This is a genomic window from Enterococcus sp. 3H8_DIV0648, from assembly GCF_002140655.1.
In the GTDB taxonomy this organism is placed as follows: domain Bacteria; phylum Bacillota; class Bacilli; order Lactobacillales; family Enterococcaceae; genus Enterococcus_A; species Enterococcus_A hulanensis.
This window is the reverse complement of record NZ_NGLG01000001.1, coordinates 67,831-82,347: the sequence shown is the minus strand read 5'-3', so window position 1 is coordinate 82,347 and position 14,517 is coordinate 67,831. Positions and strand designations below refer to the sequence as shown.

Genomic DNA, 14,517 nt, shown 5'->3' with positions numbered 1-14,517 from the left:
CACGTTCAGATGATTTGCTAGCTTGAAAGAAACAAAAAAAGAAGCACGACAATTAAATCGCACTTCCTTTTTAGTATAAGCTTAAATCAGCCAATTTGATTTTACCAATTTATTGAAAACTACATATTCTTTAGTGAGATTAACCTGGACTACTTCATAGTTGGCGTTCAACCAGCCATAAGCTCCCTTTTCTGGATGTCGATAATCATTCGCCCACCAATCTAGATCTTGACGCGCAGTTTGCGGCAGACCGCTGCGAGGAAATAACAGCTCATCGAACTGTGTAAAGGTCAGCGTTACCTGTGAGCCGTTATTACTTTTCAAATAATGAGTAATACCATCATATTTTTTTGCTCGTGTCATGCTCATCCCTCACCTTCAAACAAAATCATACTGATAAACAGCGTTTAGTTGAAACCTGCCCCGCTTTTCTCCTATACTGTAATAGAGAAAATTAAAGTGAGGCAAAATCATGCTGCAAAACTATCGAACTATTAAAGAAGACAATCAACACGAAATCGAGATCAAAAAATCTCGCTTCATTTGTTTTTTGAAACGTATCAAATCAGAAGATGAAGCAAAAAACTTCATTCAACAGATCAAAAAGGAACATTGGAAAGCAAACCATAATTGCAGTGCCTTTGTCTTAGGCGATCGCAATGAGATTCAGCGTTATTCAGATGATGGTGAACCTAGCGGAACCGCTGGCGTCCCAATGCTGGAAGTGCTGAAAAAAAATGATTTGATCAACGTTTGTGCGGTCGTAACCCGTTATTTCGGCGGAACCAAGCTCGGCGCAGGCGGCTTGATTCGTGCGTATTCAGGAGCTGTGGCCCAAGCGATAGCTGCCACGGGTATCGTAGAAGGTCGACTGCAGCAAGAGGTTCTTGTGCAGTTAGATTACCCCAATTGGGGGAAGATGGAGAATTTCATTGCTAATGAACATTTGGCAGTCAAAGATACCCAATTTACCGATCAAGTCGTTGTGACTTGTATGGTAGATGAAAATAAGACTGCTGATTTCGAAAATCAAGTGACCGATTTATTAAACGGTCAAGTCAACTTCAAATCTGGTGAAGTCATTTACCACGAACAAGTAATCCAAGAGGTGTAACCGCTTGGATTATTTTTCTAAGTAAAACTCAAAACGACTGCCGACATACTGTGTTCGCACATATTCAAATGGACGCCCATCCGCTAAATATGATACCTGCCGCAGACGTAAAATAGCATCTCCGCGTTTCACTGCTAAGTATTCAGCAATTTGTTCTGAAGCTAGAGTGGCGGATACTGTTTGATTGGCACGTCCGATTTCAAACCCTTTTTCTTGCAGGCTGTGATAAAAAGAATCGGTGATCTCTTCTTTACTAAAGCCTTCTATCAGCTTTGCCGGAATACTTGCGACTTCAAAACAAATCGGCACATCATCCGCATAACGAATTCGTTCCATACGCAGAACCTGTTCGCCTTTTTCTAAACCTAATTTTTCCGCTTCACTAGAGCTTGCTCGCGAATGAAAGAAAGAAATCGTTTTGCTAGCTGGTACTTTACCTAATGATTCCATAATATCAGTGAAACTCGTCGTTCCGCTCATTTTTTCTTGGACTTTCTTACTTGCTACATAGGTTCCTGAACCGATCTTTCGTTCTAAAATCCCCTCATCGGATAATGTTTGGATTGCTTGGCGGAGAGTCATTCGACTTACTCCAAATCTCAACGACAATTCGCGTTCAGAAGGCAGGCGCGCTCCAACCTTCCATACACCGTTTTCAATTTCATGCTTCAATTGATCATGTATTTGAATATAAACTGGCACTTGATTCGCCACGTTCCGTCACCCCGTTCAAAATTTTTACTACTCTTATTATAACTGGTATATACCTAATGTACAACAATAATCCTTTGCGATTCGTTTCACTCTTTTCTTTTTTATAATAAAAGAGCAGACCTGTTTTAATTGGTCTACTCTTTTAATCAATTTTTGACTTCTTCTTTTAACTGTTTATTGGCAGTTGCCATCATTAAGCGGATTCGGTTTAATTGGTTAACGATTGAAACACCTGGGTCATAATCAATCGCCGCAATGTTCGATTTCGGATATTGGTGACGCAGTTCTTTGATTACTCCTTTACCAACGACATGGTTTGGTAAGCAACCAAACGGCTGCATGCAGACGATATTGTTAACACCGGTTTTCAACAGATCAATCATTTCACCTGTTAGGAACCAGCCTTCACCAGTATGATTTCCGATTGAAAGAATCTTGCTGGCATCTTCAGCTAATTGATAAATTGAATGAATACCAGTGAAGCGCTCCGATGCACGTAAAGCTTTATCCATTGGTTTTTCCACGACTTCAATCAGTTTAATCGCCATTTCAGCAATATTTTTATTTTTCTTCGGCATTCCCATATTATCGTATTTCCAAATTTGGTTGTACAAGGAATAATTCATAAATCCGATCAAGTCTGGTACTACCGCCTCAGCACCTTCTTCTTCCAGCAAACGAACGATATCATTATTCGCTGTCGGAGAATATTTCACCAAGATTTCACCGACGACACCGACTTTCGGTTTGACTTCATTTGAAATCGGTACAGTATCAAAGTCTTTAATGATTTTTTTCATGTTGCGATTGAAGATTGTCAACGAACCATTTCGTACGTTGCTCTCAACTTTTTTCAACCATTCTGCATGTAAAGCATCGATTTGTCCTTTTTCCAACTCATACGGACGTGTCCGATAAACAACTCGCTCGAATAAATCACCGTAAAGAATCGCAACAACGATTCGTTTCAGCATCGGCAATGTGTACTTGAAGCCTGGATTGCTTTCCACGCCTTTGTTCCCAAGTGAAACTGAAACGACAGGAACCTGTGGGAACCCAGCATCATTTAACGCCTTACGCAATAAAGGAATGTAATTTGTTGCACGACAGCCGCCGCCAGTTTGACTCATCATCACGCTCGTATTGTTCAAATCATATTCGCCGCTTTGCAATGCTTCAACAAGTTGACCAATCGAAATGATCGCTGGGTAACATGAATCATTATTGACGAATTTTAACCCAACATTAACCGCTTCTCTGTCCATCGCTGGTAAACAAACGACATTATACCCCGAAGCTTCCAACGCAATATCAAATAATCCTGATTGATGGATTGGACTAAGCATCGGCAACAGCAAAGTATGCTTCTTGCGCATTTCTTTGGTGAAGACGATTTTTTCTGGTTCTTCGAAACGTTTGACTGGTTGGAAATTTGATTTATCTCGTTCGTTGACCGCAGCCTTTAATGAACGCAGACGAATTCTGATTGCGCCAAGATTTGATCCTTCATCAATTTTCAAGACAGTATAGATTTTTCCATATTGCTCCATGATCTCTTCTACTTGATCCGTTGTTACAGCATCTAAACCGCAGCCAAAGGAGTTCAATTGAACAAGCTCAAGATTTTTCGATTTTGCCACAACACGGGCCGCTGCATAAAGACGAGAATGATAAACCCATTGATTAACTACACGAAGATTACCGACATCACTTAAATGTGAGACACTGTCTTCTGTTAATACGTGAAATCCTTCTTGTGTAATAACCTCAGCGATCCCATGATTGATTTCAGGGTCTAAGTGATACGGACGACCAGAAAGAACGACACCCCGTTCACCTTTTTGATTAAGCATCAGCAAGGTCTCTTCACCTTTTTGACGAACATCTTCTTTGAAGGCCTCTAATTCTTCATAGGCATGATGCAATGCCTTATTGATTTCTTCTTGCGTAATACCTAGATCTTGGAAACAGCGCCCTAAAACAGCTGCTACAGAGGCTTCATTGGCTAAGTTCAAATAAGGATTGCGATAATCGACTTTGCCTTCACGAATATCATCTACGTTGTTACGAATGACGTCAGGATAACTTTGAACGATTGGACAGTTAAAATGATTATCCGCTTCTTTTGATTCCTGCCGTTCAAATACTACGCCTGGGTAAAAAATCATCGGAACGCCGCCATCGATCAATGCTTGGATATGTCCGTGAGCGATCTTCGCAGGATAACAGGCTGTATCACTAGGGATCGTCTCCATCCCTTGTTCATACAATTCTTTGTTTGAACGTGGTGATAATTTTACGCGGAAACCTAAATCGCTAAAGAAGGTATGCCATAATGGATAATTCTCATACATATTCAAGACACGAGGTATCCCGATTTCGCCGCGAACCGCTTCTTTCTTGCGTAATGGACGATACTTGAATAAACGGCGATATTTGTAATCCACCAAATTGACCTTTTTATCTTCTCGTTTAACTTTGATTCGTGCCCCGCGTTCACAACGATTTCCTGTAATGAACTGACGGCCGTCTGAGAACATTGTAACGGTCAACATACAATTATTTTCGCACAGACCGCAGTGCGTAAATTCTTTTTCAGCAGTAAAGCTATCGATCTCTGCTAAAGAAAGGGTTTCAGTTTTTTCACCGATCTCATAATTTTCTAGAGCAATCAAAGCTGCTCCGAATGCCCCCATCAATCCAGCGATTGAGGGACGAACAACTTCTCGTCCTGTAACCATTTCAAAAGCCCGTAAAACAGCTTCGTTATAAAAAGTGCCGCCTTGACAGACGATTTTTTCTCCCAGTTCTTCTGGCCGACGAATTTTGATTACTTTATAGATAGCATTCTTGATAACTGAATAAGACAGTCCTGCAGAGATATCGCCCACAGAGGCGCCTTCTTTTTGAACTTGTTTTACTTTGGAGTTCATAAAGACGGTACAGCGTGAACCTAAGTCAACCGGTGCTTTTGATTTTAAGGCCGCCTTCGCGAAGTCTTCTACATTGTAATTCAACGATTTTGCAAAGGTCTCAATAAACGAGCCGCAGCCTGAAGAGCATGCTTCATTCAATTGGATTGAAGACAAGGCGCCATCCTTGATGGTCATGGCCTTCATATCTTGACCGCCAATATCCAGAATAAAATCAACGCCCGGTTGGAAATGATTCGCGGCTTTGTAGTGGGCCATTGTTTCTACTTCACCGATATCGACCTTCAATGCATTTTGAATTAATTGCTCTCCGTATCCAGTCACCGCAGCTTTTCCGATAAAAATATTTTCCGGTAATTTTGTATAGAGATCTTTTAATACTGTCATAGTCGTTTCCAACGGTTGACCCTGGTTGTTGCCATAAAATGAATACATCAAATTACCGTTATCATCGATCAAAGCTACTTTTGTCGTCGTTGATCCAGCATCGATCCCTAAAAATGCCACACCTTCATGTTCAGTCAAACTTTTTTCTTTAGCCTGTGCCTGACCATGACGCATCCGAAAGTCAGCTAAATCTGCTTCGTCTTCAAATAATGGCTCTAAAGTATCTGAAGGGGATAAATATCCCTCTTCAGCAGTTGTTAAACGATGCAATAAACCTTCCAAAGAAGTAGCGTCTGCTTCTTCTGAATAGAACGCAGCCCCCATCGCAACAAAGAGTTGCGGATTTTCTGGAAAGATCACATTTTCTGGTGCGATATTCAACGTCTCAATAAATCGTTGACGCAACTCTGACATGAAATACAATGGACCGCCAAGAAACGCAATGTTTCCTTTAATTTTTCGACCGGCAGCTAAACCAGCAATCGTTTGATTCACAACTGCTTGAAAAATACTCGCAGCGATATCTTCTTTTGCTGCTCCTTCATTGATCAGTGGCTGTACATCTGTTTTCGCGAATACTCCACATCGTGAAGCGATCGGATAAATGGTTTTATAATTTTTGGCTAATTCATTCACGCCATTAGCATCTGTCTTCAATAGAACGGCCATCTGGTCGATAAAAGCTCCCGTACCGCCAGCACAGCTTCCGTTCATGCGTTGTTCCAATGCACCTTCAAAAAATGTGATTTTAGCATCTTCTCCGCCTAATTCAATGGCTACATCTGTTTCAGGAATAATTTCCTCAACTGTGCGTGTACACGCGATTACCTCTTGAACAAAAGGAATCTCTAAAACATCCGCTAAACCCATCCCGCCAGAGCCAGTAATGCTCATCGTCATTTCTTGATTGCCGATCACCGCTTCAGCTTCTCGCAACACACGTTCTGTGGCAGTTTTCACATCTGAAAAGTGACGTTCATACTTGGCAAATAAACTTTCGTTTTGTTCATTCAAAATGACCAACTTGACGGTTGTAGAGCCAACATCAATCCCCGCTCGTAATGTCATAATTATTCCTACCTTCCATTTTTAACAACACATGTTGATTAACTTACAAAGTGTTTGTTATACTACTCACGTATATTCTAAAAACATTTCGAACGTTATGCAATACTCAAAACCATTTCATTCGTGTGATAAGCAACAATCAAGCGTAATTTGTTGCAAAAGTGAAAGGATTTTACCATGCCAAAAAAAATTGACCTACGAGTTAAGCGTACCAACAAAATGATTATGGAAGCTTTTATCCATTTAGTAGAAGTAAAAGGGTACGACAATATCACTATCCAAGAGATCGCTGACGAAGCAATGATTAATCGGGCAACATTTTATGCTCATTACAAAGACAAACAGGATCTCTACGATCAAATTTTTAAACAAGCCATCGATGCCTTTGCAGCCGTCCTTGATCCTGATCAAATCGTCCAAGGCAACCGATTGAAAGTTCGTAAAATTGAAATGGTGCTGAAAAATATTTACGAACAAATTCAGGCGAATCGGAAATTCTTCTTAACCATCATGGATGCTTCAGGAAACGAAATTCTGCGAAAAAAAGTTGCGGAAATTTTAGATGAGAAATATTCCCATGTTTTTAACCGATTGAAAATTACTGAGAACGACATCGAAGTTCCTTTGGATTTTATCATTGAATACATGACTTCGATATTTGTCGGTACTTTGCACTGGTGGATTACTAGCGACACGACTATGAGTGCTGACAGTCTCTCTAAGCTTGTCATCAAATTAGTCGGCAACGGGCATTTGACCATTTTAGGCATTGAGATCGACCATTAAAAAAGCAGCGCCCAGATTTTTTTCTGAGCGCTGCTTTTGTGTTAATGGTTTTTTGCTTTCCATTTGATTGTGTGACGAGTTGGACGTACAGAACGGACTTGAGGTACTTTTCCTTTTTCTTTCGTAACTTCTAATGAGTTGTCTTTAATTGTGCTGTAAATTCTTGCCACTGTATCGGTTAACAGTTCTTTGACCTCCTCAACTTTATTCATAGCTATTCTCCCTTCAAAGTAAAAATGTAAATATCGAAACGGACTAAAAGCATCGCTGACTTTTGTTTTTGAAATCATTTTTTATTCCAATATAAATAATTTAAAACGTTATGACAGCTTCAATTTAGCCTGTTTTATTTCTTCCTCTTAAATGTAGCGTATATTTAAAAAGGCTTCAAGTGAGAAAGCTTTTCCTAATCAAAATTTTCAATAAAGCCTAATCTAGCAAGACTCTACGCAAAGTAGAATCGATTTTTCACTGGATTTCCTATCCATTTTGCTAATAATTCGCTATGCTTAACTTATCTCAATAAGAAAGAGGAAATCAAATGGAAAATTTTTTAGGGACGCAATTAAGAAATTATCGTCAGCGAAACGAACTTACACAAAAACAACTGGCTAATATTCTATATGTATCCGATCGAACAGTTTCTAAATGGGAGCGCGGGGCTGGGTACCCTGATATCGATACGTTGAAACACATTGCACAGTTGTTGGATATTTCATTGGATAACCTGCTGAATGAACGGGAGCCAGAATTGTATTTTGAATATCGCTCAAGCACACTTCTATTTAATCTGCCTTTGCTCCACATCATTATTCCCAATCTTTCGGAAATGCTATGGCACAATCGCAGGTTTGCCATCAGCTCGCTAAGACATAAACAGCAATTGATCCCAGCAGCACGTGGTATTTTTAGTATTGGGTTTTTCTCAACAGGATTTTTTTCATTAGGGATTTTTACGAAGGGCGTTTTCTCAATTGGTTTTTTATCTCTAGGAATAGTTTCAGGAGGCTTTTTAGCATTAGGACTTTTTACTGCGGGCAACCTAGCTTTGGGAGTAATTGCCTTTGGTAATCTGGGAATCGGTTTATTCGCTTTTGGCAATTTAGTCATTGGAGGACTCGGCTTAGGTAATTTTGCCTTTGGATATCTCGCTATCGGCAATAAGGTCTTTGGAGCGTATACCAGTATTCTGTCACAGCACAGTAATTTACCGGAAATATCGCACGCACTAACCAATTTGCAACAGGAAGTCCCACAACACATACGGAAAATAGTTATTGAGCCATTTTTATCAGTCACTAGAGCTCCGATATTTCCCTATGCAGTATTGTCGTTCATTCTTTTCATTGCCTTTTTATTGTGCGTTGTCTGTCTGTGGGGCGTCTTAAAAATACGACAGCGCGCTGTCACCCATTAACGATCAAAAATCCGCTGATTTTCTCAGCGGATTTTTTAATTTATTTGTTATATAAAAAAACAAAAAAAGTGAGCTGCTTTCTGCAACTCACTTAACAACTGGGGTAGCTGGATTCGAACCAACGCATGAGGGAGTCAAAGTCCCTTGCCTTACCGCTTGGCTATACCCCAATGGTGGAGGAGAGTGGATTCGAACCACTGAACCCTAAGGAACGGATTTACAGTCCGTCGCGTTTAGCCACTTCGCTACTCCTCCAATTAGGTTTTTTTATTATTTAAAAACCCGACTCAGTTATAATACCTAATCTTCAAAAAAAATGCAAGTACTTTTTCAAAAATTATTCATGTAAATTCCAGTTACGAATCAGCGCTTCAATTCCATCGTCTAAAGACTTGAAACTACCTAGTACATGGCCATCATTATAGGCTTGAAAATTTTTATTTTCGGGAATGATTTCGCCAATGATTTTTTTGCCGATCACTAATTGGGTAACTGTTTGCTTTTCCCCATTAATTTCGCGTTCTTCTTCTGTAACCTGAACTTGGATATCTTTGTTCTTTTTAGACATACATTTCCCTCCGTCCTGAACATTTTATCATACAACAAAAGAAAAGGACAACTGATCACTCAGTCATCCTTAGTCTTAAGGCTCTGTAATTGCTGCGCGTAAAACTTCGTAGCCGTTATCGGTCAACAATTGCTTGATTTCTTCAGTTTCCTTGCTGGCTAACTGAATCTCTACGATCGTCGCATTTGTTTGATGATCTACGATAACCGTTAAGATGCTAAAATCATGATCTGCTAAAATTTTGGCTACTCTAGCCAGCACCCCTTTTTTATCTTCTAAGATCTTCAATTGAACGCGCGTGCCGCCTTCATAATAGCCTGTCAGCTTTAAGAAGGCATCGAAAATATCATTATTAGTGATGATGCCTACTAATTTCTCTTCATCTAATACAGGTAGCACATTGATTTTGTTTTGCCGCATTAAATAAATGCCATCTTCCAATTCCTTATCAGGAGCAATCGTTTTAACATCCTTGATCATCACATCTGATACGACCGTCTTATTCAATAAATAGTTCACTTCATGAACACTCAAGCTGGTTGCTGTTGAAGGCAATGCTTCTTGGATCGTTCCTTCGGTAATCAATCCGACCAATTTTTCATTATCAATAACTGGCAAGCGATGGATATCATATTTTTTCATCAAATCAACGGCATCAAATATTTTGGTATTTGGTGCAACCGTCACTAAATTTTCTGTCATAAAATCTTTTACACTCATGTTTTACCCTCCTAGATAAGCTTTCTTCACTTCTTCACTCTCTAGCAATTCTTGACCAGTTCCTGACAAGACCACCTTACCGGTTTCCAACACGTAGCCGCGGTCAGCGATCGATAAAGCCATCTTCGCATTTTGTTCGATCAATAAAACGGTTGTTCCTTGTTTTTGAATCTCTTGAATGATGTTGAAAATTTCTTGAATGAAAATCGGTGCTAACCCCATTGATGGCTCATCTAACAGTAATAGACGCGGTTTAGACATTAATGCCCGCCCCATTGCCAACATCTGTTGCTCTCCACCGGATAATGTTGATGCGTCTTGATTCAAGCGTTCTTTCAAGATTGGGAATTTTTCATAAATATGCTCATAGTCCTCTTGTATATCACTATCTTTGCGTAAATAAGCACCCATCTCTAAGTTTTCCAAAACCGTTAGACCAGGAAAAACGTGCCGACCTTCAGGAACTTGAGAAATTCCTTGAGCCACAATTCTTCTCGGTGCTTTCTTTTGGATCGGCGAGCCTTCAAAAGTGATCGTCCCTTTAGACGGTTGATTTAACCCGGAAATCGTCCGGAGAATCGTCGTTTTTCCTGCGCCATTCGCCCCGATCAATGAAACGATCTCACCTTGATTTACTTCAAAGCTGACATCCCGCACGGCTTGGATCATGCCGTAATGAACCGAAAGATTTTCAATTTTCAGCATTATAGCTCACCTCCGAGATAGGCTTTGATAACTTCTGGATTATTCTTGATTTCTTCTGGAACACCTTCGGCTAAAATGCGGCCATACTCCAAAACATAGATTCGTTCACATACATCCATGACTAAACTCATATCGTGTTCAATCAACAGAATCGTGATTTGGAATTCTTCTTGAATTTTTCGAATCAACAACGTCAAAGCCGCCGTTTCCTGCGGATTCATTCCTGCAGCTGGTTCATCCAAGAAAAGAATCTTAGGCTTGGTTGCCAACGCTCGAACAATTTCTAACCGTCGTTGTTCGCCATATGGCAGGTTACGCGCTAGATTTTCTGCTTTATCCTGCAAATCAAAAATGGTTAATAATTTCAGTGCTTCTTCTTTTAATTTTTCTTCTTTATCGTAAAAGGCCGGTAAACGCAGTACACTTGAGAAAAAGCCTTCTTTATTTTTACTATTCATGGCAATCAGTACATTATCCAAAACAGTTAAATCTTTAAATAGACGAATATTTTGGAAGGTTCGACTCAAACCAAGGTCAGCGATGGCATATGGTTTTTGACCATTTAAACGATGCGTTTTACCATCTGCTTCCAGTAAAACATCACCCTCACTCGGTTCATAAACACCCGTAATCAGATTAAACAGAGTCGTTTTCCCTGCACCATTCGGTCCGATCAAACCAACTAATTGATTTTCTTCTAATGCGATGTTGACATTGGAGACCGCCGCCAAACCGCCAAAGTTTTTCGTTAAATCTTTAATTTCCAACAGAGGCATTTTGGTCATCTCCTTTTTTAAACTTGTCTAAAATTTTCTTCACCGACAATTCCTTCGTACCTAATAAGCCACCTGGCTTGAAGATCATCAAGATGATCAATGCCAATGCGTAAATGATCATTCGCAACGTTCCGAAGTCTTGCAAGTACATATTGATGATTCCTAAAAGAATCGCTGCAATAAATGTTCCCGTCACACTGCCGATACCGCCTAACACAACTAAGATCAGAATATCAACAGATTTCGTGAATGCAAAATCTTTCGGTGCAATCGACTGCAAATATCCTGCGTATAACGAACCAGCAATACTAGCTGTCATCGCACCAAATGTAAAGGCCATTACCTTGTATTTAGTGGTATTGACCCCCATGGCTTCAGCTGCGATCTCATCTTCGCGGATCGCCATCGTTGCACGTCCAGCACCTGAACGAATGTAGTTAACAATAAATAGCGTTGTGATCGCCATAAAACCATAAACCATTTGCCAGTCAACAAAAGGCTCAATTCCAAATAGACCGGAAGGGCCGTTTGTAATCTCTTTAAAATTGATCAGTAAGATACGGATAATTTCGGCTACACCTAGTGTTGCGATTGCCAGATAGTCCCCGCTTAAACGCAAAGTCGGAATTCCAACGGCTACAGCAACGATTCCGGCTAAAATAACGCCGACTGCCATACCTAAGAAAAATCCGCCAAAGGTTGGCATACTCATTGAGATCAACGCCGCTGCATAAGCTCCGATCGCCATGAAACCCGCGTGCCCCAAAGAAAACTGACCAGAAAAACCAATGATTAAGTTTAGCCCAACTGCTAAAATCACGTTAATACCGATTTGAACTAAAATATTATCTAAGAACAAGTTGACCATTCCAGCAGAGTAAGCTACGTATAAAACCACATAACCAATTACGATCAAAGCTAGCCAAATCAAATTGTATTTCAAATTCTTTTTCATTTGATCCACCTACACTTTCTCTTTTACATGCTTGCCAAGAATACCGGCCGGACGAATTAATAAAATCAAAATCAAGACAGCATATACTACAGCATCCTTAAAATCAGAAAAACCTAATGCCGTAGTCAATGTCTCAATCAAACCGATGACAAACCCGCCGATCGCAGCCCCGGGAATAATTCCGATTCCGCCCAATACCGCAGCAATGAACGATTTCAAACCAGGGATATACCCCATCATTGGATCAATCGAGTTATAATACAAACCGATCATCATTCCGCCGGCTGCAGCTAGTGCAGAACCTAACGCAAAAGTAAAAGAAATCGTACGATTTACATCGATCCCCATCAATTGAGCAGCATCCGTATCAACACTTACCGCACGCATCGCTTTTCCCATTTTGGTTTTTTGAACGATCAAATTTAGTGCGATCATCAAGAACAACGATAAGCCTAAAATCAGCAGCTGAATATTTGAAATACTTAAAAAGCCGATTTTGTAAACTTGCAGCTTAATCGCTTGTGGAAAAGGTCGTGTGGTCGAACTGAAAAAGTAGATCATTGTATTTTGTAAAAGGTATGAAACACCGATCGCCGTGATTAACGCCGCGATTCGAGTTGAGTTTCTTAGTGGTCGATAAGCTAAAAATTCGATCACAACACCTAAAATGGCACTGCCCGCCATCGACAAAACTAATGCCGGAAAGAAGCCCATATTAAACTGGTTGATCAAAAAATAGCCTATGAATGAACCAATCATATAAATTTCGCCGTGGGCAAAGTTAATCAATTTAATAATTCCATAAACCATGGTATAGCCCAACGCCATCAGCGCATAGACACTCCCAAGGAAAAGCCCATTGACGATTTGCTGAATAAATATTTCCATCTTTATCACATCACTTTTCAAAAAAATAGAGTAGTCGATTAATAACAACTTTGATTCTTAAAAGGGAGTGTACCAACGTTCATTGGCACACTCCCTTGCCTGCTTTTTCCGACTAACTACGGATTAACGGTTTCAGCAGAAGTTTCTTTCCCATCAGTTAGACCAAGAACAACCGCTGATTTTACAGGATTGTGTTCCTTGTCCATTGAAATCTTACCGGTAACACCTTCAAAGTCCTTCAAGTTCGCAAGACCTTTATCAATTGCTTCTGGTGTTGCTTTTCCTTCATCCTCGATTGCTTGTTTAATCATATAAACAGAATCGTAAGCTAACGCGTTGAATGAAGATGGTTGTTTGCTATATTTCTTCTCAAAAGCTTTTACAAAAGGTTCAACTTTATCTGTTGCTGGAGCTTTTGTTGAGAAGTGCCCTGTATAGTAAACATTTTTAACATTGCTTGCGCCTGCTGTTTCAACTAATTTTTCATCACCAAAGCCGTCAGCACCAATAATTGGCTGTTCAATACCCATTTCACGTGCTTGCTTGATAATCAAGCCAGCTTCTGTGTAGTACCCTGGAATATAGATGACATTGAAATCTTTGTCTTTGATTTTCGTTAACATCGCTTGGAAATCTTTGTCGCCTGCAGTAAAGTTTTCCTCTGCGACGATTTTTCCTTTGTACGTATCCTTAAATGCTTTCTTCAAACCGTTCGCGTAATCGCTTGAGTTATCGCCCAAAATGACTGCTTTATCAGCTTTTAAGTTATCATCCGCATATTTTGCTAGGACAATCCCTTGGAAGCTGTCTTGGAAACAAGAACGATAAATATAATCTTGAACTTTTCCTTTTTGAACAGTAATCGCATCATCAGTTCCTGATGGTGTTACTGCCGGAACCTTAGATTTAGATAGATTCGGTAACGTCGCCTTTGTCGCACCAGACGTAGCTGGTCCCACGATCGCAACAACTCCATCTTTTGTTGTTAAGTTTGCAGCCACAGATGCAGCTTCATTATTATCTGATTTGTTGTCTTTTGAAATGTACTCAATTTTCTTTCCGTCAATCCCGCCATCTTTATTGATTTCTTCAACAGCTAATTTGACACCTTCATTTTCTGCTTCACCGTATGCAGCTACTGCACCAGATAATTCAAAGTTTCCGCCGATTTTGATCGTCTTCGCATCTTCCCCGCCGCTGCTATCGTTAGCTTTAGGCGAACCGCATGCGCCAAATAAAAACAACCCTGCTGCTAGAGCAGCTACTGTTCTTTTCTTCATCCTGTTTCCCCCTAATAAAATAATGATAATTCGTTAAGATAATAAAGAATATATAGGAAAAAACTCTCACTGTCAATTAAATTTTCTGAATATTTTAATAATTCGGCAATACTCAAACAATTTATAGCGCTTACAATAGTTTCTAGCCCTTATCAAATAACGTAAAAAAATCTCTCTGACTGATAAAAAGTCAAAGAGATTTATAT

At 39.9% G+C, this 14,517-nt stretch carries 14 protein-coding genes and 2 tRNA genes; 3 read left to right on the top strand and 13 right to left on the bottom strand.

Going from position 1 to position 14,517, the window contains the following annotated elements; all coding sequences use genetic code 11:
* Positions 1–81: 81 nt before the first annotated feature.
* The gene (locus A5875_RS00435) at positions 82–369 is read right to left on the bottom strand and encodes a DUF7662 domain-containing protein (protein WP_088931782.1); all 288 of its coding nucleotides are present in this window, start codon (positions 367–369) and stop codon (positions 82–84) included.
* 103 nt (positions 370–472) lie between these two features.
* Between A5875_RS00435 and A5875_RS00430 the strand changes: the two genes are divergently transcribed.
* The gene (locus tag A5875_RS00430) at positions 473–1,114 is read left to right on the top strand and encodes a YigZ family protein (RefSeq protein WP_088931781.1); all 642 of its coding nucleotides are present in this window, start codon (positions 473–475) and stop codon (positions 1,112–1,114) included.
* Positions 1,115–1,123: 9 nt separating this feature from the next.
* On the opposite strand, the gene A5875_RS00425 is transcribed toward A5875_RS00430, so the two are convergent.
* Together A5875_RS00425 and A5875_RS00420 are read right to left on the bottom strand one after the other, a co-directional pair.
* Entirely contained in the window at positions 1,124–1,828 is a 705-nt protein-coding gene (locus tag A5875_RS00425) for a GntR family transcriptional regulator (protein ID WP_088931780.1), read from the bottom strand.
* A gap of 146 nt (positions 1,829–1,974) precedes the next feature.
* Positions 1,975–6,216, bottom strand: coding sequence for a 2-hydroxyacyl-CoA dehydratase (locus A5875_RS00420; protein WP_088931779.1), 4,242 nt, complete (start codon positions 6,214–6,216; stop codon positions 1,975–1,977).
* A gap of 177 nt (positions 6,217–6,393) precedes the next feature.
* Here A5875_RS00420 and A5875_RS00415 point away from each other — a divergent pair, with 177 nt between their 5' ends.
* Positions 6,394–7,002 carry a TetR/AcrR family transcriptional regulator gene (locus A5875_RS00415; protein ID WP_088931778.1) on the top strand — a complete coding sequence of 203 codons (609 nt, stop codon included), beginning with the start codon at positions 6,394–6,396 and terminating at the stop codon, positions 7,000–7,002.
* 41 nt (positions 7,003–7,043) lie between these two features.
* On the opposite strand, the gene A5875_RS23465 is transcribed toward A5875_RS00415, so the two are convergent.
* On the bottom strand, positions 7,044–7,214 hold the full coding sequence (locus A5875_RS23465) for a hypothetical protein (protein ID WP_171004921.1): 171 nt from the start codon (positions 7,212–7,214) through the stop codon (positions 7,044–7,046).
* Positions 7,215–7,543: 329 nt separating this feature from the next.
* Here A5875_RS23465 and A5875_RS00410 point away from each other — a divergent pair, with 329 nt between their 5' ends.
* Positions 7,544–8,419 (top strand): helix-turn-helix domain-containing protein, encoded by an 876-nt coding sequence (locus A5875_RS00410; RefSeq protein ID WP_088931777.1) that lies wholly within the window; start codon positions 7,544–7,546, stop codon positions 8,417–8,419.
* 98 nt (positions 8,420–8,517) lie between these two features.
* On the opposite strand, the gene A5875_RS00405 is transcribed toward A5875_RS00410, so the two are convergent.
* The 9 genes from A5875_RS00405 to A5875_RS00365 all read right to left on the bottom strand — a co-directional run bounded on the left by A5875_RS00405 (position 8,518) and on the right by A5875_RS00365 (position 14,311).
* Positions 8,518–8,589: transfer RNA gene (locus tag A5875_RS00405), tRNA-Gln, on the bottom strand.
* A 1-nt stretch (position 8,590) separates the two neighbouring features.
* Positions 8,591–8,674: transfer RNA gene (locus tag A5875_RS00400), tRNA-Tyr, on the bottom strand.
* 82 nt (positions 8,675–8,756) lie between these two features.
* Positions 8,757–8,987 carry a DUF2969 family protein gene (locus tag A5875_RS00395; protein WP_088931776.1) on the bottom strand — a complete coding sequence of 77 codons (231 nt, stop codon included), beginning with the start codon at positions 8,985–8,987 and terminating at the stop codon, positions 8,757–8,759.
* Positions 8,988–9,062: 75 nt separating this feature from the next.
* Positions 9,063–9,707, bottom strand: coding sequence for a CBS and ACT domain-containing protein (locus A5875_RS00390; protein WP_088931775.1), 645 nt, complete (start codon positions 9,705–9,707; stop codon positions 9,063–9,065).
* 3 nt (positions 9,708–9,710) lie between these two features.
* Positions 9,711–10,412 carry an ABC transporter ATP-binding protein gene (locus A5875_RS00385; RefSeq protein WP_088931774.1) on the bottom strand — a complete coding sequence of 234 codons (702 nt, stop codon included), beginning with the start codon at positions 10,410–10,412 and terminating at the stop codon, positions 9,711–9,713.
* The gene (locus A5875_RS00380) at positions 10,412–11,188 is read right to left on the bottom strand and encodes an ABC transporter ATP-binding protein (RefSeq protein ID WP_088931773.1); all 777 of its coding nucleotides are present in this window, start codon (positions 11,186–11,188) and stop codon (positions 10,412–10,414) included. The genes A5875_RS00385 and A5875_RS00380 overlap by 1 nt, the downstream gene beginning before the upstream one ends.
* Positions 11,169–12,143: a branched-chain amino acid ABC transporter permease gene (locus A5875_RS00375; RefSeq protein WP_088934594.1), complete on the bottom strand. Its 975-nt coding sequence runs from the start codon at positions 12,141–12,143 to the stop codon at positions 11,169–11,171. Before A5875_RS00375 ends, A5875_RS00380 begins: the two co-directional genes overlap by 20 nt.
* A gap of 9 nt (positions 12,144–12,152) precedes the next feature.
* Complete coding sequence (locus A5875_RS00370) at positions 12,153–13,031, bottom strand: branched-chain amino acid ABC transporter permease (protein ID WP_088931772.1); 879 nt, start codon at positions 13,029–13,031, stop codon at positions 12,153–12,155.
* 116 nt (positions 13,032–13,147) lie between these two features.
* Positions 13,148–14,311, bottom strand: coding sequence for an ABC transporter substrate-binding protein (locus A5875_RS00365; protein ID WP_088931771.1), 1,164 nt, complete (start codon positions 14,309–14,311; stop codon positions 13,148–13,150).
* Positions 14,312–14,517: the final 206 nt, after the last annotated feature.

What these genes read in the sequence shown, in the direction of transcription:
- A5875_RS00385 (WP_088931774.1), bottom strand. Translation starts at nt 10,412, where the DNA reads ATGCTGAAAATTGAAAATCTTTCGGTTCATTACGGCATGATCCAAGCC.
- A5875_RS00370 (WP_088931772.1), bottom strand. Translation starts at nt 13,031, where the DNA reads ATGGAAATATTTATTCAGCAAATCGTCAATGGGCTTTTCCTTGGGAGT.
- A5875_RS00380 (WP_088931773.1), bottom strand. Translation starts at nt 11,188, where the DNA reads ATGCCTCTGTTGGAAATTAAAGATTTAACGAAAAACTTTGGCGGTTTG.
- A5875_RS00375 (WP_088934594.1), bottom strand. Translation starts at nt 12,143, where the DNA reads ATGAAAAAGAATTTGAAATACAATTTGATTTGGCTAGCTTTGATCGTA.
- A5875_RS00415 (WP_088931778.1), top strand. Translation starts at nt 6,394, where the DNA reads ATGCCAAAAAAAATTGACCTACGAGTTAAGCGTACCAACAAAATGATT.
- A5875_RS00390 (WP_088931775.1), bottom strand. Translation starts at nt 9,707, where the DNA reads ATGAGTGTAAAAGATTTTATGACAGAAAATTTAGTGACGGTTGCACCA.
- A5875_RS00395 (WP_088931776.1), bottom strand. Translation starts at nt 8,987, where the DNA reads ATGTCTAAAAAGAACAAAGATATCCAAGTTCAGGTTACAGAAGAAGAA.
- A5875_RS00435 (WP_088931782.1), bottom strand. Translation starts at nt 369, where the DNA reads ATGAGCATGACACGAGCAAAAAAATATGATGGTATTACTCATTATTTG.
- A5875_RS23465 (WP_171004921.1), bottom strand. Translation starts at nt 7,214, where the DNA reads ATGAATAAAGTTGAGGAGGTCAAAGAACTGTTAACCGATACAGTGGCA.
- A5875_RS00365 (WP_088931771.1), bottom strand. Translation starts at nt 14,311, where the DNA reads ATGAAGAAAAGAACAGTAGCTGCTCTAGCAGCAGGGTTGTTTTTATTT.
- A5875_RS00420 (WP_088931779.1), bottom strand. Translation starts at nt 6,216, where the DNA reads ATGACATTACGAGCGGGGATTGATGTTGGCTCTACAACCGTCAAGTTG.
- A5875_RS00430 (WP_088931781.1), top strand. Translation starts at nt 473, where the DNA reads ATGCTGCAAAACTATCGAACTATTAAAGAAGACAATCAACACGAAATC.
- A5875_RS00410 (WP_088931777.1), top strand. Translation starts at nt 7,544, where the DNA reads ATGGAAAATTTTTTAGGGACGCAATTAAGAAATTATCGTCAGCGAAAC.